Here is a 20,655-nt window from a genome sequence, read left to right as displayed (position 1 = left end):
CGCGCTAGAGGTCTTCCGAACCCAGCAGCATCTCGGTGATGCCCATGCCGGCCTTGACCATCGGGAACACGTTCTCCGTCGGGTCAGTGCGGAAGTCCATGAAAACCGTACGGTCCTTGAGCTTGCGCGCCTCGCGCAGCGCGGGCTCCACGTCCTGCGGACGCTCGATCAGCATGCCGACGTGGCCATAGGCCTCGGCCAGCTTCACGAAGTTGGGCAGCGCGTCCATGTAGCTGTGGCTGTAGCGGCCGGAGTATTCGATCTCCTGCCACTGGCGCACCATGCCGAGATAGCGGTTGTTGAGCGCGCAGATCTTGATCGGCGTGTTGTACTGCAGGCAGGTCGACAGCTCCTGGATGCACATCTGCACCGAGCCTTCGCCGGTGATGGTGAACACCTCCGACTCCGGCTTGGCCAGCTTGATACCCATGGCATAGGGAATGCCCACGCCCATGGTGCCCAGGCCACCCGAATTGATCCAGCGGCGCGGCTCGTCGAAGCGGTAGTACTGGGCGGCCCACATCTGGTGCTGGCCGACGTCCGACGTGATGTACGCGTCGGCGTCCTTGGTCATGTTCCAGAGCGTCTCGACCACGTACTGTGGCTTGATCACGTCCTGGTTGCCGCGGTCGTACTTGAGGCAGTCCTTGCTGCGCCAGGTTTCGATCGTCTTCCACCAGTCGGCCAGCGCGCCCGCGTCGGGCTTCTGCGTGGCCTCGCGGATCATCGAGATCAGCTCAGTCAGCACGTCCTTCACGTCGCCGACGATCGGAATGTCGACCTTCACGCGCTTGGAGATGCTCGACGGGTCGATGTCGATATGGATGATCTTGCGTTCGTTCTGCGCGAAGTGCTTGACGTTGCCGATCACGCGGTCGTCGAAACGCGCACCCACGGCCAGCAGCACGTCGCAGTTCTGCATCGCGTTGTTGGCCTCGATGGTGCCGTGCATGCCCAGCATGCCGAGGAACTTGCGGTCGCTCGCCGGGTAGGCGCCCAGGCCCATCAGCGTGTTGGTGACCGGATAGCCGAGCATGTCGACCAGCGTGCGCAGTTCGTTCGTCGCATTGCCCAGCAGCACGCCGCCGCCGGTGTAGATATAGGGGCGCTTGGCGTTGAGCAGCAACTGCAGCGCCTTGCGGATCTGGCCGCCATGGCCCTTGCGCACCGGGTTGTACGAGCGCATCTCGACCTTGTCGGGATAGCCGGTGTAAGTCACTTTCTTGAAGGACACGTCCTTCGGCACGTCGACCACGACCGGGCCAGGACGGCCGGTGCGCGCGATGTGGAACGCCTTCTTCATCGTCATCGCCAGGTCTTTCGGATCCTTGACGAGGAAGTTGTGCTTCACAATGGGGCGTGTGATGCCGACCGTGTCGCATTCCTGAAACGCATCGAGCCCGATGGCCGCCGTCGGCACCTGGCCCGAGATGATCACCATCGGGATCGAGTCCATGTAGGCCGTTGCGATGCCGGTGACCGCGTTGGTCAGGCCGGGGCCGGAGGTGACCAGCGCCACACCCACTTCGCCCGTGGCGCGCGCAAAACCGTCGGCCGCGTGCACAGCGGCCTGTTCGTGGCGCACCAGCACATGCTGAATGGTGTCCTGCTTGTAGAACGCGTCGTAGATATACAGAACGGCGCCACCGGGATAGCCCCAGACGTAATTGACGCCTTCGGCCTGCAGTGCCTTGACCAGCACTTCAGCGCCCGTGAGTTCCTGGGATTGGTTGCCCGCCGACGCGGCGGCTGCGGAAGCGAGTTCCGCCTTCGAGATTTCCATGATGAACCTTTGTGTTTTTTCGGGAACGAAAAACCTTGGGTGCCCCTTGCCAGCCCTTGTGGAGCCGCGTCGGGACTTGAGGCCAAAGCCATGGGCGGATGAGGATGTACCGCCGGACCGTGACCCGTTTGCCTTTTGACTTGCAAGGCGCATTATGACACCACCGGGCCACTACCGCCTGCCGACGATGGGCGCTGAAGCGCAAGGCATAATCCGCGCGCATAAAAAATAAGTTTGTAGCGAGAGAGAAACCCACTTTGACGCCTCGACGCGTTTCCTTGCTTGGCCACTGAAAAAGAACTGTCGGATTTCCTGAAAAACGTTGAACGCCGTGCTTTCAAGCGGTCGGTTTATCACGTGCGGGACGAAGAAGCGGCCCTCGACATCGTGCAGGACAGCATGATGAAGCTGGCCGAACACTATGGCGACAAACCGGCCAACGAGTTGCCCATGCTGTTCCAGCGGATCCTGTCGAACTGCACGCTCGACTGGTTCCGCCGCCAGAAGACGCGCCGCGCGCTTTTTTCCAATTTGAGCGATTTCGAGGCCCCAGACGACACTGGTGACTTCGACCTTCTGGAAAACTACGCCTCGCCAACGGATTCCCGCGAAACCGAAAGCGCCGAAGACACCACCCGGCGCGCCCAGGTGTTCCACGAAATCGAAGAAGAGATCAGCGCCCTGCCCGGACGTCAACGAGAGGCTTTCCTGATGCGTTACTGGGAGGAAATGGATGTAGCTGAAACGGCTGCAGCAATGGGCTGCTCCGAAGGCAGCGTCAAAACGCACTGCTCTCGCGCAGTTCACGCCCTCAGCAAAGCGCTCAAGGCCAAGGGAATATCGCTATGAAGACATCGCACTCTGACTCCGGTTCGGCGCTCGAAGCGCGGTTCGGCCGCAGCTTGGCTGCGCGGCTGTCCGAAGGCAACGCCGAACTGCCCCACGACATTGGCGAACGCCTGCGTGTGGCACGCGCCCAGGCACTGGCCAAGCGGAAAATGGCGCCGCAGATGCGGCCTGCCGTCACCGCCCATGTCAGCAATGACACCGTCACCCTCGGTGGCGGCTGGTGGACACGCATTGGCGCGGTGGTACCACTGGTCGCCCTCGTGGCGGGTCTCGTCGCCATCAGCGTGGTGCAGGAAGACAACCGCGCGAGCGAGGTGGCCGATGTGGATTCAGCCTTGCTGACCGGCGATTTGCCGCCCGCTGCCTACACCGATCCGGGCTTCGTCCAATTCCTGAAATCGGAAGCCGAAACCCCACGTTGAACGCCACGCACGCCGCCATGTCGCCCCGCCCCGTCCCGGCTGCCAGGGCCTCCCTGCGCTCGCACCCGCTTTCACGTCTGTCCACGAGCTTTTGTTGCATGCGCGAGACACAGATGCTGTTCTGCGCCCTGGGATGGCTGATCGCCGGTACGACCATGTTGGCTTCGCCGGCAAATGCCCAGCACAAGGCCGCGTCCGGCATAGCGACCGTCGGATCGGCGGCAACGGCCAACAAGGCCGATAAAGCAGCCGTCACCGAAAAGGCCACCGCCACCCGACCGTTGTGGCGTGAACTCACACCCAAGCAACAGGAGGCTCTGCAGCCCCTGGCGGGCGAATGGGACACCCTCAACCCGGGGCATAAACGCAAATGGCTGGCGTTGGTCCGCAGCAACGCCGAAATGTCCGCCGCCGATCGTGCCACGCTGCGCAGCCGCATGAGTGAGTGGGCGCGCCTGAGCAACCAGCAACGCGCGCAGGCACGCTTCAACTTTGCCGAAGTCAAGCAGGTCCCGCTGGACGAGCGCAAGGCCAAGTGGGAGTCTTACCAGGCGCTCACCGAAGCGCAACGCCACGAGCTGGCCGAGCGGGCCAACACCGGCACCCATGGCGCCACGGTGGTTGCCCGGCCGGTCCCCTTGCAGAAGCTGGCACCGCTGCCATCCGGCGCCAACAAGAACCTGCACAGCCCCCGCATCCAGCTGCAACCACCGCCCGCAGCCAGCCCGGCGGCCATGCCGCAGACTCCGGCCCTCTCGGTGGCATCACCAGCGACGGCGCCGGCGGGGGCCAGTGCCGAAGTGCCCGCCGTTGCTGCGACAATGCCCGCGCCGTCGCCTCCGGCGGCCGCGCCGCCCGCGGCGCGCGTCCAGACGGCGCCCCTGATCGAGGCGCCTTGACCCAAGGTGCCGATGGCTTCCAGTTCCTCCGAGGTTTCCGCGTCATCACCCCTCTCGCCTGCCGGCGCCATAGCCGACATGAAGGCACCCGCGCCCGGCTTGTGGCGCCGCATGGCCTGCTGGATGTATGAAGGCATGCTCATGTTCGCCGTCGTGTTCATCGCCGGCTGGCTGTTCAGCACCCTTGGACAGATGCGCGACGCCATGGACGCGCGACGCCACCTTCTTCAAGCCTTCCTGTTTGTCGTGTTCGGCATCTACTTCGTGTATTTCTGGTCCAAGGGCCAGACACTCGCCATGAAGACCTGGGGCCTGCGCGTCGTCGACCGCAACGGCCGGCCGCTCACCCAGGCACGGGCCCTGCTGCGCTACGTGTCGAGCTGGGTCTGGTTTCTGCCGCCACTGGCAGTCATTGCGCCCTTCCACCTGTCCGGCGGCGAATCGACAGTGATCGTCATCGGCTGGGTCATCGTGTGGGCGCTGCTCGCGCGCTTTCATCCCCAGCGCCAGTTCTGGCACGACGCCTGGTGCGGCACGCGCCTGATCACTTCGCTTCCAATGAGCCGATGAGCTTCCACGACCCCCTCGTCAATCCACAGAAGGGCCGCAGCGGCTTTTCGCGCGTCTGGCATGCCACGCTCATTTCGCTCAACGGCCTGCGCGCCGGCTGGGGCGAGCCGGCGTTTCGGCAAGAAGCCATCCTTGCCGTCTTTCTCATTCCCGCCGCATTCTGGCTCGGCCGCCATTGGGTCGAGACTGCCCTGCTGGCCGGTAGCATCGTGCTGGTGATGATCGTGGAGTTGCTCAATACGGCGGTCGAAGCCGCCATCGACCGCATCGGCCCCGAATGGCACGATCTGTCCAAACGCGCCAAGGACATGGGCAGCGCTGCCGTGCTGCTGTCGGTGCTGCTGGCCAGCGGCATCTGGCTGAGCGCGCTCTGGCAATGCTTCGTCGCCTGAAAAAACTGCCATATAAACCCGGCATGATCACGCCATGAATCCAGCTTTTTCCATTTGTGTCTATTGCGGGTCGCGTCCCGGCGAACATCCCGAATTCATGGCGTCCGCACGCGCCGTCGGTCAGTGGATCGGCGAACAGGGCGGCCAACTGGTCTATGGCGGCGGTCGCACGGGCCTGATGGGCGCGGTGGCCGATGCCACGCGCCTGGCCGGTGGCCGGGTGGTGGGGATCATTCCACAGGCGCTGGTCGACAAGGAAGTGGCCAACACGCTGTGCGACGAACTGCGCGTGGTCGACACCATGCACGAACGCAAGGCCCTGATGGGTGAACGCGCCGACGCCTTCCTGACCCTTCCAGGCGGCATTGGGACCTTTGAGGAACTGTTCGAGATGTGGACCTGGCGCCAGCTCGGCTACCACGACAAGCCGGTGGGCATCCTCAATGTGGCAGGCTACTACGACGGCCTGCTGGCCTTCCTGGCCCATAGCGTGGGCAGCGGCCTCATGAACGACTGGCAGATGGACCTCGTGCGCACCGGCACGGTGGCGCCGGACCTGCTGAAGGCGCTGATCGAAGAAGCTGCCCGCCGCCCGCGCGGCGACAGGCTCGCCGACATCGTCTAGACAGCGGCTTCGTCTTCCTCGCCAGTGCGGATGCGCACGACGCGTTCGACCTCGGTCACGAAGATTTTGCCATCACCGATCTTGCCGGTGCGGGCCGAGGCGATGATCGCTTCGACGCAGCGTTCGACATCGGCTTCGTTGACCACGACCTCGATCTTCATCTTGGGCAGGAAGTCGACCACGTACTCCGCGCCGCGGTAGAGCTCGGTGTGCCCCTTCTGGCGCCCGAAGCCCTTGACCTCGGTCACCGTGAGGCCGCTGACGCCGACTTCGGCGAGCGCCTGTCGCACGTCGTCGAGCTTGAAGGGTTTGACGATGACAGTGATTTGCTTCATAGCGTAGGTCTTCCTGGAGTTGCGGGTCTGTGACCGCAAGATTAACGCGATTTGTGACAGTCGCCACGAGGCTGGGCCCGAAATCGGCGTTCGCCGACAAGGTCGGCCCGCGCAGCCCCGCGCACCACGGGGACACCGAGGCGCTGTTACGCTCGCCAGACGATGCGCGCCAGCTCTCCAGGCAACCCCCTCAATTCCTTCTTCGGCTGGTTCAATGCACAGGCCTACCTGCTGCTGGTGTTCACCACGCTCACCTGGGGCGCCAATGCGGTGGCGGCGCGGCTGGCCGTGGGTGAGGTGTCGCCCATGATGCTCACCTGCGCGCGCTGGGTCGTGTGTTGTGCCGCGCTGGCGGTTTTTTCCCGACGCGAGATCGCAGCGCACTGGCGCGCAGCGCTGCCCGCCTGGCGTTTTTTCGCGCTGATGGGCACGTTCGGCTTTACGGGCTTCAATGCCCTGTTCTACGCGGCAGCCCACCACACCACGGCCATCAACATGGCGATCATCCAGGGGACCATTCCCGCGCTGGTCCTGCTGGGCAGCCTGGTGTTCTTTCGCACGCGCATCACACGGCTGCAGGTGGTCGGCGTGCTGCTGACCATGGCCGGCATCGTGGTGGTGGCCTCTCGGGGCGAACTCGCGGTGCTTGCCAGCTTGCGCCTGAACATAGGCGACGTGTGGATGCTCATCGCCTGCCTGCTCTACACCTTCTACACGCTGGGCTTGCGACAGCGGCCTGCGGTGCCAGCGATCGTGTTCTTCGCTGCCACAGCGGCAGTGGCCTGTCTGGCGTCGCTGCCCCTGCTGGCCGTGGAGATCGCACGCGGCGACTTCGTCGCGCCCAGTGCCAAAGGTGTTGCGCTGATCGTCTTCATCGGCTTGCTGCCGTCCTTCATCTCGCAGCTGAGCTTCATCCAGGCGATCAGCCTGATCGGCCCGGCACGCGCTGGCGTGTTCCTGAACCTGGTGCCCATCTTCGGGCCCTTGCTGGCCGTGCTGGTGCTTGGCAAACAGCTTTCGCTCTACCATGCGGCCGCGCTCGCCCTGGTGCTCACCGGCATCTACGTCGCGGACATCCTCGCCCACCGCCAAGCGTTGAAAAGCCCTCCTCCGTGACCTCTCCCGTCCTGCGCATTCACGCCCATCCGTCCGAGATCGACGCCACGGCCTGGAACGACCTGCTTGCCCGGCAGGCGGCGCCCAGCCCCTTCATGCGCCACGAGTACCTCGTGGCACTGCAGGACAGTGGCAGTGCCACCCCCGCCAACGGCTGGACCGCCCAGTTCGCCTCGCTGTGGCGAGACGCAACGTTGCTGGCAGCCTGCCCGCTCTACCTCAAGGACCACTCCTACGGCGAGTATGTGTTCGACTGGGCCTGGGCCAACGCCTACGAAGAGCACGGACTCGCCTACTATCCCAAGGCGCTGGTCGCAGTGCCTTTCACGCCCGTGCCGGGCAGCCGCCTGCTGGCCCGTGACGCGCCCAGCAGGGCGTTGCTGGTGCAGGGGCTGATCCAGTGGTGCGAGCAGGCCGGTTTGTCATCGCTGCACCTGCTGTTCGGTGCAGACGAGGACATCGCCGCCTGCAAGGACGCAGGCTTGATGCTGCGCCACACCGTCCAGTTCCACTGGACCAACCGCCAGGATGCGGACTTCGATGCCTTTTTGGCCAGCCTCGCCCAGGAAAAGCGCAAGAAGATCCGCCAGGAACGCCGCAAGGTGGCCGATGCGGGCGTGACCTTCCGCTGGTCGCGCGGCGCCGAAATCACGGACTCCGACTGGGATTTCTTCTATCGCTGCTATGCGCGCACTTACCGCGAACACGGCAATGCACCCTACCTGAGCCGCGACTTCTTCCACCGCATGGCAGCGACCTTGCCGGACGCCTGGCTGCTCTTCGTTGCCGAACGCGAGGGCCGGCCGATCGCGGCCAGCCTGATCGCGCTGTCGGCGAGCGACCCGGACGCCCCAGGCGCCGCGGATGGACGCGACAACACGGCCCGCCCGCTCGTGGCCTACGGCCGCTACTGGGGCGCGCTCGAGCGCGTCGACTGCCTGCATTTCGAGGCCTGCTACTACCAGCCCCTGCAGTGGTGCATTGCGCACGGCGTGCAGCGTTTCGAGGGCGGCGCTCAGGGCGAGCACAAGATGGCGCGCGCCTTGATGCCGGTCCGGACCACCAGCGCCCACTGGCTGGCACACCCGGACTTTGCCGATGCCGTCGAGCGCTTTCTCGAACGCGAAGGCGCCGGCATCGAGAACTACATCGACCACCTGGGCGAACGCAGTCCGTTCAAGGCAGCGGACTGATTGCGCCTTGCCGCGCCCGCCCGAGCCGGCGGCGCCCGGTCAGCGTGAGCACGCCCAACAGATGCTCGACAAAGGACTGGGCGAGCACCGGCAGCGTGCGCCCCTCCAGCTGCAACACCTGCAGGCGCCGTTGCTGCAACTGCACTTCGGCAAAGGGCCTGGCCACGAGCGTGCCCGCATTGATCAGGTGCGCCAGCGTGTGCAGGCCCGCCAACAGGATGTCGGGCGTGCGCATGAGCGGCAGCAGCGCCGCCGAGAAGTTGCTCACGAAGTTCGCCTGGTACTGCAGGCCCTGCTCGCTGCACGCCAAGTCGAAGAGCTGGCGCGTGGTTGTCACGCCACGGCTGCCCACCACCAGCGGATAGCGCACCACGTCAGACACCTGCACCACCCGCTGCCGCGCGAGCGGGTGCGCAGGCGACATGGCGGCATAGACAGGCGCGACCACCGAATGCGCCACCTGCAGGCCCGTTTCGGGCGCCACCACGTATTTCAGCCCGATGTCTGCCTCCGCACGCGCGAGCAATGCACTGACTTCGGACGGTGCGCCCACATGCAGCTCGAAGCGGCTGTGGTCGTGCAGCGCCTGGAATTCGCGCATCGCATGCGGCATCAGGTTGCCGGCGAAACCCTCTGTCACGGCCACACGGATGCGGCCCGCGCGCTGGCCGCCGAGGTCACGCACCTGTTCGATCACCTGTTCGCTGTCGAGCACCGTGTGCCGCAGGTGCGCAGCCAGGCGCTCGCCTGCCGGCGTGAGGACCATGCCGCGCGGACGGCGCTCGAACAGCGCGGTGCCCAGGCTTTCTTCCAGTTTCACGATCTGGCGGCTGACCGCCGACGCCGCCACATAAAGGCGTGCGGCAGCCTGGTTGACCGAACCACTGCGCGCCACCTCGAGGAAGTGGCGCATTGGAATGCTCAGTACGGGGGTCATCGAACCGTCCTTTGGCTATTGCTTCAAAAGCAATGGTAGCTTGCCAATACGGTGGTAGTGGCAACGCAGAACGGGCTTTCTACTTGCATGCATCCCCCGCACAAGGAGCACTTCATGCAACGAACCGACAGCTTGGCCGCCGCCGCCCGCTACTTCGACGACGGCCATTTCTTCACCGACCTGCAGCGCCGCGTCGCTTTTCGCACCGAAAGCGACACCGGTGCGGCAACGCCGGCGCTGGGTGCCTACCTCCAGAGCGAATTGATTCCCCCCCTGACGGCCATGGGCTTCGAATGCGACGTCATCGCGAACCCGGTCGAAGGGGGTGGACCTTTCCTGATTGCGCGGCGCACCGAGGACCCGGCCCTCCCGACGGTCCTGACCTACGGCCACGGCGACGTGGTGAGCGGCCAGGACGCGCACTGGCGGGAAGGCCTCGCGCCCTGGACGCTCAGCGTCGAGGGCGAGCGCTGGTACGGCCGCGGCACGGCCGACAACAAGGGCCAGCACACGGTCAACCTGGGCGCGCTGGCCGCCGTCATCGGTGCGCGCGATGGCCGGCTCGGCTACAACATGACGGTGCTCATCGAGATGGGTGAAGAGGCGGCGTCGCCCGGCCTGCACGCAGTATGCGAACAGCAGCGCGACAAGCTGCGCGCGGACCTCTTCATCGCCTGCGATGGCCCGCGCGTGAGCGCCAGCCGGCCCACGCTCTTCCTGGGTTCGCGGGGCGCCGTCAACTTCAGCCTGCGCCTGAAAAGCCGTTCGCGCGGCTACCACTCCGGCAATTGGGGCGGCGTGCTGGCCAATCCGGGCACGGTACTCAGCCACGCGGTGGCCAGCCTGGTCGACGCGCGAGGCCGCATCCGCGTCGAAGGCCTTCTTCCGCCGCCGGTCACCGACACCGTGCGCGCGGCGCTTGCCCCCATTGCCATCGGCGGGGGAGCCGACGACCCGGCGCTCGATGCCGACTGGGGCGAGCCCGGCCTGAACGCGGCCGAACGGCTGATGGCATGGAACACCATCGAGGTACTCGCACTGGGCGCCGGCAATGCGCAGCGGCCCGTCAACGCCATTCCCGGCGAGGCGGTTGCACACTGCCAGTTGCGTTTCGTGGTGGGCACGCGTTGGAAGGAACTCGAGGCCATCGTGCGCGCGCACCTGGACGCGCACGGCTTCGAACAGGTCGAGGTCGCCCTCACGCTCACGGGAGCCGCCACGCGCCTGGACCTCGGCAACCCCTGGGTGGACTGGGCACAGGATTCCATCGAACGCAGCGCCGGCCAACGGCCCGACCTGCTGCCCAATCTGGCCGGTTCGCTGCCCAACGACGTCTTCGCAGACCTGCTGGGGCTGCCCACGCTGTGGGTACCGCATTCCTATCCGGCCTGCGCGCAGCACGCGCCCAATGAACATCTTCTGGCTCCGCTGGCCCGCGAGGGCCTGCAGATCATGGCCGGTCTTTACTGGGACCTGGGTGAGCACACAGAGGCTCCCTGGACAGCAGGCGCATTGAACGCTGCGCATGCCTGAGCACGCCGTGCCACACGGCGGCCCGCTGCGCCCCCCTTGCATCGCCGACACACCGCCGACACGCCATCAAACAACCCAGACCGCACGCAAAAAAACCATGAAACACATCGCCCTTCGCTGCCTGCCCGCCCTCGCCTTCACGGCCCTGGCCGTCGTCACCGCATCCGGCGCCGCGTTCGCCCAGGACGCATGGCCCACCAAACCCGTGCGACTCGTCGTGCCTTTTCCGCCCGGCGGCGGTACCGACATCGTGGCGCGCGCCATGGGCGTGAAGCTGGCCGCCCAGTTCAAGCAGCCGGTGGTCATCGACAACAAGCCAGGAGCGTCGACCATCATCGGCACCGATGCCGTCGCCAAGGCGGCGCCCGACGGCTACACGCTGCTGCTGTCGGGCTCGACCAGCTACACCGTGAACCCGGCCCTGCGTGCCAAGCTGCCGTATGACCCGATGAAAGACCTCGCCCCCATCGCCATCGTCGCACGCACCCCACTGGTGCTGGTGGTCAATGGCAGCTCGCCCTGGAAGAACATCAACGAACTGATCGCCGCAGCCAAGGCCACGCCCAAGAGCGTGCGCTACGCCACGTTCGGCAGCGGGTCCGGTCCGCACCTGGCGGGGGAACTGTTTGCACTCGCCGCGGGCGTGCAGCTCCAGGATGTGCCCTACAAGGGCAGCAGCCAGAGCACCATGGCCGTGATCGGCGGCGAGATCGAGATGGGGATCGACACCGTGGCCAGCGTGGCCCCGCATGTGAAGTCCGGCAAGCTGCGGGCCTTGGGCATCGTGGGCCCAACGCGAGCGAGCCTGTTGCCCGATGTGCCGACCATGGCCGAACTCAAGCTGCCCGCAGCCACGTTCGATGCCTGGTATGGCTTTGCCGCCCCGGCGCGCACGCCCGCTGCGGTGCTCGCACGCCTGCAACACGACGTGATGGCCACCATGGCCGACCCGGCCCTGCAAGCGCAGTTGCGCGCACAGGGCATGGAGCCAGTGGCCATCGGCAGCGTGGCGTTCCGCACGCAGATGGAGCAGGAAATCTCGCGCTACCTTGCGCTGGCGCACCGTGCGGGCATCCAGCCCGAATAAGCTCTCGCAATGAGCGAATCCGCGCACGACGACATCCCGATCTCCGACGCCTGGCCAGCCGACGAGGTGGCGGCTGCGCACAAGCACAGCCGCACCGAAGACGCGCTGGCGCTGTGCAGCGGGACGCTGCTCATTTCGGTCGGCGTGGCCTTCTTCACCGGTGCGGGCCTGCTGACCGGTGGCACGGCGGGCATTGCCTTTCTGGCGCACTACCTGACGGGTGTCGGCTTCGGGCCGGTGTTCTTCGTGCTCAACCTGCCCTTCTACTGGCTCGCGCTGCGCAAGCTGGGCATTGCGTTCACAGTGAAGACCTTCATTGCCGTGGCGCTGCTGTCCGCGCTGACCACGTTGCAGTCCCACTTCCTGGCGTTTGCCTCGCTGGCACCGCTGTATGCCGCCGTGGCGGGCGGGCTCATCACAGGGACCGGTTTCCTCATCCTGTTTCGCCACAAATGCAGCCTGGGCGGCTTCGGCGTGCTGGCGCTCTGGCTGCAGGACCGCTACGGCTGGCGCGCAGGCAAGGTGCAGATGAGCATCGACTGCACGATCGTGCTGATGGCTCTGTTCGCCATCGAGCCGATGCGTGTGGTCTGTTCGGTCATTGGCGCGATCGCGCTGAATATCGTGCTTGCGATCAATCACCGCCCAGGTCGCTACCTGGGCATTTGATCCGCCAGCAGGCGGATATTCGCGCCAGTGACCCGTGATTACTTGGCGTAATTCGCGATGCCGTCGAGCACTTCCTTCTTGGCCGCCTCGATGCCTTCCCAGCCCAGCACCTTGACCCACTTGCCGGCTTCCAGGTCCTTGTAATGTTCGAAGAAGTGGCTGATGGCCTTCAGGCGCATCGGGTTCACGTCATCGATCGAATTCCAGTGGCTGTAGATCGGAAGTACCTTGGTGGTAGGCACGGCCAACACCTTGCCGTCGACGCCGGCTTCGTCTTCCATCATCAGGATACCCAGCGGGCGGCAGGGTACGACCACGCCGGGCAGCAGCGGGTACGGGGCGATCACAAGCACGTCGACCGGGTCGCCGTCGCCGCTGAGCGTCTGCGGCACATAGCCGTAGTTCGCCGGGTAGTACATGGCGGTGGTCATGAAGCGATCCACGAAGAGCGCACCCGATTCCTTGTCCACTTCGTACTTGATCGGATCGGAATTCATCGGGATCTCGATGACCACGTTGAATGCTTCGGGAACGTTTTTGCCGGGGGAAACTTTGTCGAAGGACATGGTCTTTTTCTAAGTAGAGGTGAATTGAAGAAAGGGGGCGGACAAACCCGAATTTTACTTTCCATGACGGTCCCGGTCACCCCAAGCACGACATTTGGGCGTAAATTGCCGTGGTTGGCCAATCGGGTCCATGCGTTCGCGCAGCGGGCTTCGAGGAAGCAACGCGGCGGAAGCAAGGTCCCGTACGCGTTGCGCACCGGGCCGTGCTTTCGTCTCCACAAGTCACAACGAACGAAATGGAGATGAACGGCATGATTGGCAACACCCCCCTTGTCCTGGCCATCGTCTGCGGCCTCGTGGCCGTTGGCTACGGTGTCTGGGCGCGCAGCTGGATCCTCGCCAAAGACCCAGGCAATCCGCGCATGCAGGAGATCGCCGCGGCCATCCAGCAGGGTGCTGCGGCCTACCTGGCCAAGCAGTACCGCACCATCGCGATCGTCGGCGTCGTGCTGGCGATCCTCATTGGGGTCTTTCTCGACACCACCACTGCCATCGGCTTCGTGGTGGGTGCCGTGCTCTCGGGCGCCTGCGGCTTCATCGGCATGAACGTGTCTGTGCGCGCCAACGTGCGGACGGCACAAGCCGCCACGCAAGGCATCGGGCCTGCGCTCGACGTTGCTTTCCGCGGTGGGGCCATCACCGGCATGCTGGTGGTGGGGCTCGGCCTGCTCGGCGTCACGGTGTTCTATTGGTTTCTCACGGGCAACGGCCACCTCACGCCCACCACGAAGCTCGCCACGTTGCTCAATCCGATGATCGGCTTCGCCTTCGGCTCCTCGCTGATCTCCATCTTCGCGCGGCTGGGCGGTGGCATCTTCACCAAGGGCGCCGACGTCGGCGCCGACCTGGTGGGCAAGGTCGAGGCCGGCATTCCGGAAGACGACCCGCGCAATCCGGCAGTGATTGCCGACAACGTGGGCGACAACGTGGGCGACTGCGCCGGCATGGCCGCTGACCTGTTCGAGACCTACGCCGTCACGCTGATCGCCACCATGGTGCTGGGCGCGTTGATGGTGACGGCCGCGCCGGTGAATGCGGTGGTGTATCCACTGGCACTGGGGGCTGTGTCGATCATCGCGTCCATCATCGGGTGCTTTTTCGTGAAGGCCTCACCGGGCATGACCAACGTGATGCCTGCGCTCTACAAGGGCCTGGCGGTGGCGGGTGTGCTGTCGCTGGTGGCCTTTTATTTCGTCACGGCCTGGCTGATCCCGGACAACGCCATTGCACCGACGGGCAGCGTTCTGAAGCTCTTCGGCGCCTGCTTCGTCGGGCTGGCGCTCACCGCGGCGCTGGTCTGGATCACCGAGTACTACACGGGCACGCAGTACAAACCGGTGCAACACATCGCACAGGCGTCGACCACCGGCCACGGCACCAACATCATCGCCGGCCTGGGCGTGTCGATGCGCTCGACCGCCTGGCCGGTAATTTGCGTGTGCATCGCGATCCTGGCTTCCTACCTGCTTGCTGGCCTCTACGGCATCGCGGTGGCCGCCACGGCCATGCTCAGCATGGCCGGCATCGTGGTAGCGCTCGACGCCTACGGGCCGATCACGGACAACGCCGGCGGCATCGCAGAGATGGCCGAACTCCCCGCCAGCGTACGCGCGGTCACCGACCCGCTCGATGCCGTGGGCAACACCACCAAGGCGGTGACCAAAGGCTATGCAATCGGCTCGGCGGGGCTGGCCTCTCTCGTGCTTTTCGCAGACTACACCCACAAGTTGGAGAGCTACGGCCAGTCCATCGACTTCAACCTGAGCGACCCGATGGTGATCATCGGCCTGTTCATTGGGGGCTTGATCCCCTACTTGTTCGGAGCCATGGCGATGGAGGCCGTCGGACGCGCGGCCGGTGCGGTGGTCGAGGAAGTGCGCCGCCAGTTCCGTGAGATCCCCGGCATCATGGAAGGCACGGCCAAGCCCGAATACGGCAAGGCTGTCGGCATGCTGACCGGTGCGGCCATCAAGGAGATGATGATTCCTTCGCTGCTGCCGGTGGTGGTGCCGATCGTCGTCGGCCTGGCGCTCGGACCCAAGGCGCTGGGCGGGCTGCTCATGGGCACCATCGTCACCGGCCTGTTCGTCGCGATCAGCATGTGCACGGGCGGTGGCGCCTGGGACAACGCCAAGAAGTACATCGAGGACGGCCACCACGGCGGCAAAGGCTCCGAAGCGCACAAGGCCGCCGTGACCGGCGACACCGTGGGCGACCCCTACAAGGACACGGCAGGCCCGGCGGTCAACCCGCTGATCAAGATCATCAACATCGTGGCACTGCTGATCGTGCCACTGGTGGTGAGGTTCCACGCAGGCTGAGCCACACGGGCCGAAGCAACGCTACAGCAGCTCTTCGGGCACCAGCGGCCCGAGCAGGTTGATCTTCAGGCGCTGCAGCCAGGTCGACTCGGGCTCGGTGTAGAGGATGATTTCCTTGTCGTCGTCCATGCTCAGCCATTCGAGCCGGCCGCCCGACTCCGACAGCCGCACGCGGTAGGCGCTCTCCAGCTTGCTGATGTTGATGATGCGCAGCATCTCTCGCGCAAGCTGCGGGCTGTGCACGGCGATGCCCAGTTCGGTGTTCTGCGTGGCCGAGCGCGGATCGAGATTGACCGAGCCGATGAACATGGTCTTGCGGTCGACCACTGCCGTCTTGGCATGCAGGCGCCCGAGCGAGCTGCCGAACACGCCCAGTCGCTGGCTGCGCGTGGTGCGCGCCGGGCTGAGCTCATAGACGTCGATGCCTGCCTTGAGCAGGCGCTCGCGGTAGCGCGCGTAGCCGCTGTGCACCAAAGGCTCGTCATTGGCGGCCAGCGAATTGGTCAGGAGCGTCACCTCGACCTGGCGCCGGCGCAGATCCTCGAACGCCTTCATGCCGTTGTCGCCCGGCACGAGATAGGGAGAGGTCAGCACCACTTCGTGCTGCGCCATGAGCAACTGGGTCCAGAACCGCATGGTCACGCTGGTGGCCAGCGCCTGCTCGGGCGTCAGCGAACGCAGCTTGGCCGGCGGGTCGGCCACGGCACTCGCATCGCCCCAGAGCAGGCCGATGCGCCCGGCATCGAGCTCCTCGCCAATCGGGCCGTAACCCAGCACGTCGGTGGGCGGCAGGACCACGCGCGGCGGCGGCCCGGCCATGCCGACCCATTCGTCGAACTCCGCCGCCATGAAGGGGCGCCCGCCGTGCGGCTCGACGATGGCGGCGATGGGGTAGACCTCCTCGCTGTTCCAGTAGTCATCGAAGATCGCGCCGAGCGGGCCGAGCACCTGCCCCACCACCAGCGCGTCCATGTCGATGAAGTTTTGCGCCGTATTGAGCGTGAAATATTCGTCGGCGATGTTGCGCCCGCCTGCCACGGCCATCACGCCATCGGCGATGAAGAGCTTGTTGTGCATGCGATGGTTGAGCCGCCGGATGTCGAAGGCCGAAGCAATGAAGCGGCCTGCAATGTTCTCACGCGCGCAGCAGAAGGGGTTGAACAGCCGCACCTCGATGTTCGGCGTAGCGGCCAGCGCCCTCAGCAGCCGGTCCGTGGTGGCGGTGTAGAGATCGTCGACCAGCAGCCGCACGCGCACGCCGCGCAATGCGGCCTCCTTGAGCGCGCGCAGCAGCAACCGGCCGGCACCGTCATTGGCGATCACGTAGTACTGGACGTCGAGCGTGCGCTGCGCGCGCCGGGCCAGCTCGATGCGCGCGTCGAGCGAATACACGCCCAGCGGCATCAGCCTGAAACCCGATGATTCGCCAGGCGGCGTGGACGCTGCCACCACCCTGGCCAGCGCGGTGGTCGGATCGACCGGCGGCGACAGCGTCTCGGGCATCTGCTTGAAGGCCGGCAGGCTCCCGCAGGCGGCCAGCCAGAGGCTCAGCCACAGGCCCGCGCCCATGCGGGTCCATCGCGAGCGCACGCAGCAGGCAGCAAGGCGTCGGAATAAGATCGGCGTCATCTTGGAATGAGGTTGAAAGACATGAAGCTGCGGGCGAATGGAATTCTGGCAGTGTGGCCCATGATGCTCGCTCTGGCGGCAACCACGCCCGCGCTGGCGGCGCTCGACGTGGGCGAAAAAGTCCCCGCGTTCAGTGCGCCGGCCGCGCTCGACGGCAAGCCGTTCACCTATTCTCTCGAATCCGCGCTGGCCAAGGGTCCCGTGGTGCTTTACTTCTTTCCGGCCGCGTTTTCGATCGGCTGCTCGATCGAGGCCCATGCCTTTGCCGACGCCATCGACCAGTTCGCTGCGCTCGGCGCCACCGTGATCGGCGTGTCGACCGATGACTTGGAAACGCTGTCGAAATTCTCCGCGCAGAGCTGCCAGGGCAAGTTCCCGGTGGCCTCCGACGAAACCAAGGCGATCAGCAAGTCATTCGACGCCCTGATGCAGACGCGCCCCGATTACGCCAACCGCATTTCCTACGTGATCGCGCCGAGCGGCGCCGTGGCCTTCTACTACCAGAGCCTGAACCCGTTCAAGCATGTGGAGAAGGTTCTGGCGGCCGTCAAGGCGCTGCCGCAGGCCCGCAAGTAAGCGCTGGGCCAGATCTGTGGGCCGCAGCGGCCCGGTTCACTCCAGCTTGGCGCCCGACGCCGCCACGATGCCCTTCCACTTGGCATGGTCGGTCTTCACCAGCGTGGCGAAAGCCTCCGGCGAGATGGGGCGCGGCTCGGCGCCCTGGGCCAGGATGGACGCCTTCACTTCCGGCAGCGCGAGTTGCGCATTCACCGCCTCGTTGACGGTGCGAACCATTTCCTTGGGTGCATGGGCCGGCATGAACAGGCCATACCAGGAGCTCACGTCGAAGTCCTTGAGCGCGGTGGATTCGGCAATAGTCGGCACATCCGGCAGGCTCGCGCTGCGTCGCGCCGATGTCACTGCCAGCGCACGCAATTTGCCCGACTTGACCTGCGACATGGCCGACGGAATGGACGACACCATCATCGAGACCTGGCCGCTGATCGTGTCGATCACCGCCGGGTTCGAGCCCTTGTAGGGCACATGGGTGATGCGGATGCCCGCGGCCATCTTGAACATCTCGCCCACCAGGTGGGTGGTCGTGCCATTGCCGGGGCTGCCATAGGTGATGGTGTCGGGGGCCGCCTTGGCCGCGGCGATCACGTCGGCCATGGTCTTGAATGGTGAATTCGCGGCGGTGACGATCACCAGGGGCGACTCCGCCACCAGCGCCACCGCGGTCAGGTCCTTGGAGGGGTCGTAGCTCAGCCCGCTGTAGAGCCAGGGTGCCACGGCCAGGTTGTCTTTCTGGCCCATGACCATTTCATAGCCATTGGCCGGCATGCGCACGGCCTCGGCGATGCCGATGGTGCCACCTGCGCCAGGCTTGTTGTCGATCACGACCGTCCACTTGTTGGCTTCGTTCAGGCGCGTGCCGACGATGCGCGCCAGGATGTCGGTGCCCCCGCCCGGCGGGAACGGGACGATCACGCGGATCGGCTTGGCCGGATAGGTTTGGGCAGGTGCAAGCGCCGGCGCGAGGGCCAGCGCCGACAGGGCCAGGAGGGGAAGCAGTTTGCGGATCATTCGGGTGTCTCTGGGAGTCTTGTGGGGCCGGACCTTCGCACCGGCAGATGCGTTGGCCCAATTTTACGGGGCTGCTTGCGGCGCACCCGCCACGGCGCGGACCAGACGGGTGGCGGGCGCGACCAGCGCCTGCAGATCGCCGCCGCGGTCTTCTTCGATCGCCTGCAGGATGAGCTCGTTGATTCCACCCACCACTGTCATCGCCATGTCCGGGGTGAGATGAGCGCCGCCCGCCCCCGCCGTGGCCAGCTGGATGAAGCCGGCGATTTCACGGTTCACGCGCCGCCGCACAGCCAGCCCCGGCAGGCCGAGTCCCAGCACTTCGACAAAGAGCGTGCGCAGCAGTACCGGGTCCTGCGACAGCACGTCGAGGTACGCCGCGACAGCATGCTCGACCTGGGCCTGCCACGGTTGCGCCGGATCGACCGCCGCGCTCAGCACCGCCAGCGCCTGGCTGCTGGCCGCTTCATACAGCGCGATCAGGCAATCGGCCTTGGTGGCGAAATGCTCGTAGAAGCTGCGGCGCGACACCGCCGCCTCGCGCACGATGTCGGCGATGGTGGTGTCTGCATAGCCTTTGGCCGCCACGGCGCGTGCCATGCCCTCCAGCAGGCGCCCGTGGTGGGCGTGCAGAGAAGGGGTCACCTCGGATACCGCAGCGAAGGTCATGGGCGCAGATTTTTACATGCTTTGGTACTTGACAGTACCAACTGTTCGGCAGACCATATTGGTACTACGTCGTACCAACTCGCATTCACTGAACCCTCTTTGGAGAGAAACCATGACCGACCTCGTCGTCCGACGCCTTCTGATCGACATGAAGCCGCCGTTTGCGCGCGACTGGTGCGGTGGCGATGCCTTTGCCACCGCGTTCTTCAACGCGCTCTCCATGAGCTTTCCTTTCGGTGAGCAGTTCTTCATCGACGCGGTGCGCGATACGGTGGCCACGCTCCCGCCAGACGTTCAGGCACAGCGGCGCGAAGAGATCAAGGGTTTCATCGGCCAGGAGGCAACGCACCGGCGCATTCATGCGCTGTTCAATGCGCACCTGGAAAGCCACGGGCTGGTCGATCGTTGGACACCCCGTGCCGCGCAGCGCATGACGTTGCTCGAAGGCGAAGACCCGCGGCACGCACTGGCCATCACTGCGGCGACCGAACACTTCACCGCGATGTTCGCCGACTGGCTGCTGGCCCACCCTGAAGTGCTCGACGGTGCGGAACCCCGGCTCAGGACGCTCTGGCTGTGGCACAGCGCGGAAGAGTCGGAACACAAGAACACGGCTTTCGACCTGTACCGCGCCGCGGGCGGCTCCGAGCGCTGGCGCACGCGATGGTTTCGCCGCACGACCCTGATGTTCCTGATGGACCTGATGCGCCAGACCACCGCCAACCTTCGCCATGAAGGCCAACTGTGGAAGCGCGCGACGTGGAAGAGCGCGGCGCGCATCCTGCTGGGGCGCGACGGCCTGCTGGGCTCAAATCTCAAGGCATGGCGCAGCTACTTCCGCAAGGACTTTCACCCCTCGCAGCACGACAGCCACCGGTCGGCAGCCTGGCTGGCCGACAACCGGGCGCTCTACGTGCCGGTGGGCTGAAATCTGGCGCTCAGCCGCCGGTCGCGGCGGCTTCGAGCAACTCTTCAAGACCCTTGCAGGAGGGCGCGCAGACGCTTTGCGACTTGCCCAGCACCTGTCGCGTGCGCAGTTGGGCACGCGTGCGGTGCTTGCCGCACATGAAGCACGACATGGTGGCGCCGCTGAACGACGCGGAGGCACGGAACGGTGAGCCCGAAGGCTTGGACTTGTAACGCAGGCCGTCGGCGACGACGGCAGTTTTGACTTCAGCTTTGGACATGGGCAGTACCGGGGTTCGGGCGCGTCATCGCGCAGACAATGGCTTCCTTGGCACGCAGCCTGACACCCCGGGAGGCGTCGAGCGCGCAGCGGCGCAGGCCGGCGTGCGGAGGAATTCAGCTTTTCATGGCTCTGGACGGCAGCCGCGGGACGCCCGGATCCATCGCAAGATCGCAAGACGCGGGGCGGAGGCGACAAAGAGCCTTGAGCCCTATTTTGCTACGACTTCCATAGCGTAGTGCGCGTAGGGGCAGGACAAGCCCGGACGCACGAGCGCGAACCGGTGC

22 protein-coding genes are annotated in these 20,655 nt (G+C 65.5%); 14 read left to right on the top strand and 8 right to left on the bottom strand.

All coding sequences use genetic code 11. The features are described 5' to 3' along the window. Positions 1-4: 4 nt before the first annotated feature. Positions 5-1,783 (bottom strand): acetolactate synthase 3 catalytic subunit, encoded by a 1,779-nt coding sequence (locus J2W36_RS21845; RefSeq protein WP_307691881.1) that lies wholly within the window; start codon positions 1,781-1,783, stop codon positions 5-7. 282 nt (positions 1,784-2,065) lie between these two features. On the opposite strand from J2W36_RS21845, the gene J2W36_RS21840 reads away from it, so the two are divergent. The 6 genes from J2W36_RS21840 to J2W36_RS21815 all read left to right on the top strand — a co-directional run bounded on the left by J2W36_RS21840 (position 2,066) and on the right by J2W36_RS21815 (position 5,540). Then, positions 2,066-2,632: an RNA polymerase sigma factor gene (locus J2W36_RS21840; protein WP_307691880.1), complete on the top strand. Its 567-nt coding sequence runs from the start codon at positions 2,066-2,068 to the stop codon at positions 2,630-2,632. Beyond that, positions 2,629-3,054 (top strand): DUF3619 family protein, encoded by a 426-nt coding sequence (locus J2W36_RS21835; RefSeq protein WP_307691879.1) that lies wholly within the window; start codon positions 2,629-2,631, stop codon positions 3,052-3,054. Before J2W36_RS21840 ends, J2W36_RS21835 begins: the two co-directional genes overlap by 4 nt. A gap of 98 nt (positions 3,055-3,152) precedes the next feature. Next, entirely contained in the window at positions 3,153-3,953 is an 801-nt protein-coding gene (locus J2W36_RS21830; RefSeq protein ID WP_307691878.1) for a DUF3106 domain-containing protein, read from the top strand. 78 nt (positions 3,954-4,031) lie between these two features. Then, positions 4,032-4,523, top strand: a complete 492-nt coding sequence (locus J2W36_RS21825; protein WP_307691877.1) for an RDD family protein — start codon at positions 4,032-4,034, stop codon at positions 4,521-4,523. Continuing rightward, positions 4,520-4,915 carry a diacylglycerol kinase gene (locus J2W36_RS21820; protein WP_307691876.1) on the top strand — a complete coding sequence of 132 codons (396 nt, stop codon included), beginning with the start codon at positions 4,520-4,522 and terminating at the stop codon, positions 4,913-4,915. The genes J2W36_RS21825 and J2W36_RS21820 overlap by 4 nt, the downstream gene beginning before the upstream one ends. A 34-nt stretch (positions 4,916-4,949) precedes the next feature. Continuing rightward, complete coding sequence (locus tag J2W36_RS21815) at positions 4,950-5,540, top strand: LOG family protein (protein WP_307691875.1); 591 nt, start codon at positions 4,950-4,952, stop codon at positions 5,538-5,540. On the opposite strand, the gene J2W36_RS21810 is transcribed toward J2W36_RS21815, so the two are convergent. Further along, positions 5,537-5,875 (bottom strand): P-II family nitrogen regulator, encoded by a 339-nt coding sequence (locus J2W36_RS21810; RefSeq protein WP_307691874.1) that lies wholly within the window; start codon positions 5,873-5,875, stop codon positions 5,537-5,539. The genes J2W36_RS21815 and J2W36_RS21810 overlap by 4 nt on opposite strands. A gap of 162 nt (positions 5,876-6,037) precedes the next feature. Between J2W36_RS21810 and J2W36_RS21805 the strand changes: the two genes are divergently transcribed. Next, positions 6,038-6,991 carry a DMT family transporter gene (locus J2W36_RS21805; protein ID WP_307691873.1) on the top strand — a complete coding sequence of 318 codons (954 nt, stop codon included), beginning with the start codon at positions 6,038-6,040 and terminating at the stop codon, positions 6,989-6,991. Beyond that, positions 6,988-8,184 carry a GNAT family N-acetyltransferase gene (locus tag J2W36_RS21800; RefSeq protein WP_307691872.1) on the top strand — a complete coding sequence of 399 codons (1,197 nt, stop codon included), beginning with the start codon at positions 6,988-6,990 and terminating at the stop codon, positions 8,182-8,184. The genes J2W36_RS21805 and J2W36_RS21800 overlap by 4 nt, the downstream gene beginning before the upstream one ends. Here the strand turns inward: J2W36_RS21800 and J2W36_RS21795 are convergent. Then, positions 8,168-9,121, bottom strand: coding sequence for a LysR family transcriptional regulator (locus J2W36_RS21795; protein ID WP_307691871.1), 954 nt, complete (start codon positions 9,119-9,121; stop codon positions 8,168-8,170). The genes J2W36_RS21800 and J2W36_RS21795 overlap by 17 nt on opposite strands. A 114-nt stretch (positions 9,122-9,235) precedes the next feature. Here J2W36_RS21795 and J2W36_RS21790 point away from each other — a divergent pair, with 114 nt between their 5' ends. From J2W36_RS21790 to J2W36_RS21780, 3 genes are all read left to right on the top strand, one after another. Then, positions 9,236-10,654 carry a M20 family metallopeptidase gene (locus J2W36_RS21790; RefSeq protein WP_307691870.1) on the top strand — a complete coding sequence of 473 codons (1,419 nt, stop codon included), beginning with the start codon at positions 9,236-9,238 and terminating at the stop codon, positions 10,652-10,654. Between the two features lie 97 nt (positions 10,655-10,751). Continuing rightward, positions 10,752-11,741, top strand: coding sequence for a Bug family tripartite tricarboxylate transporter substrate binding protein (locus J2W36_RS21785; RefSeq protein ID WP_307691869.1), 990 nt, complete (start codon positions 10,752-10,754; stop codon positions 11,739-11,741). A gap of 9 nt (positions 11,742-11,750) precedes the next feature. Beyond that, positions 11,751-12,410: a YitT family protein gene (locus tag J2W36_RS21780; protein WP_307691868.1), complete on the top strand. Its 660-nt coding sequence runs from the start codon at positions 11,751-11,753 to the stop codon at positions 12,408-12,410. A 38-nt stretch (positions 12,411-12,448) separates the two neighbouring features. Here the strand turns inward: J2W36_RS21780 and ppa are convergent, their stop codons facing one another. After that, entirely contained in the window at positions 12,449-12,976 is a 528-nt protein-coding gene (gene ppa / locus J2W36_RS21775; RefSeq protein WP_307691867.1) for an inorganic diphosphatase, read from the bottom strand. Between the two features lie 251 nt (positions 12,977-13,227). Between ppa and J2W36_RS21770 the strand changes: the two genes are divergently transcribed. Further along, positions 13,228-15,297 carry a sodium-translocating pyrophosphatase gene (locus J2W36_RS21770; RefSeq protein ID WP_307691974.1) on the top strand — a complete coding sequence of 690 codons (2,070 nt, stop codon included), beginning with the start codon at positions 13,228-13,230 and terminating at the stop codon, positions 15,295-15,297. Positions 15,298-15,318: 21 nt separating this feature from the next. On the opposite strand, the gene J2W36_RS21765 is transcribed toward J2W36_RS21770, so the two are convergent. After that, positions 15,319-16,926, bottom strand: a complete 1,608-nt coding sequence (locus J2W36_RS21765; protein WP_307691866.1) for a phospholipase D family protein — start codon at positions 16,924-16,926, stop codon at positions 15,319-15,321. A gap of 60 nt (positions 16,927-16,986) precedes the next feature. Here J2W36_RS21765 and J2W36_RS21760 point away from each other — a divergent pair, with 60 nt between their 5' ends. Beyond that, positions 16,987-17,502: a peroxiredoxin gene (locus tag J2W36_RS21760; protein WP_307691865.1), complete on the top strand. Its 516-nt coding sequence runs from the start codon at positions 16,987-16,989 to the stop codon at positions 17,500-17,502. Between the two features lie 36 nt (positions 17,503-17,538). Here J2W36_RS21760 and J2W36_RS21755 read toward each other — a convergent pair whose 3' ends face one another. Both J2W36_RS21755 and J2W36_RS21750 read right to left on the bottom strand, forming a co-directional pair. After that, positions 17,539-18,513 carry a Bug family tripartite tricarboxylate transporter substrate binding protein gene (locus J2W36_RS21755; protein ID WP_307691864.1) on the bottom strand — a complete coding sequence of 325 codons (975 nt, stop codon included), beginning with the start codon at positions 18,511-18,513 and terminating at the stop codon, positions 17,539-17,541. Between the two features lie 63 nt (positions 18,514-18,576). Further along, a complete protein-coding gene (locus tag J2W36_RS21750; protein WP_307691863.1) occupies positions 18,577-19,182 on the bottom strand; it encodes a TetR/AcrR family transcriptional regulator in 606 nt (201 codons plus the stop codon). Positions 19,183-19,294: 112 nt separating this feature from the next. Here J2W36_RS21750 and J2W36_RS21745 point away from each other — a divergent pair, with 112 nt between their 5' ends. After that, on the top strand, positions 19,295-20,110 hold the full coding sequence (locus J2W36_RS21745) for a metal-dependent hydrolase (protein ID WP_307691862.1): 816 nt from the start codon (positions 19,295-19,297) through the stop codon (positions 20,108-20,110). 10 nt (positions 20,111-20,120) lie between these two features. On the opposite strand, the gene J2W36_RS21740 is transcribed toward J2W36_RS21745, so the two are convergent. Beyond that, entirely contained in the window at positions 20,121-20,369 is a 249-nt protein-coding gene (locus J2W36_RS21740) for a hypothetical protein (protein ID WP_307691861.1), read from the bottom strand. Positions 20,370-20,655: the final 286 nt, after the last annotated feature.

The sequence above is a fragment of the Variovorax ginsengisoli genome (assembly GCF_030811835.1).
Lineage (GTDB): Bacteria > Pseudomonadota > Gammaproteobacteria > Burkholderiales > Burkholderiaceae_C > Variovorax > Variovorax ginsengisoli_C.
Note: the sequence above shows the minus strand (reverse complement) of the source record. Positions and strands in the feature narration are given on the sequence as shown.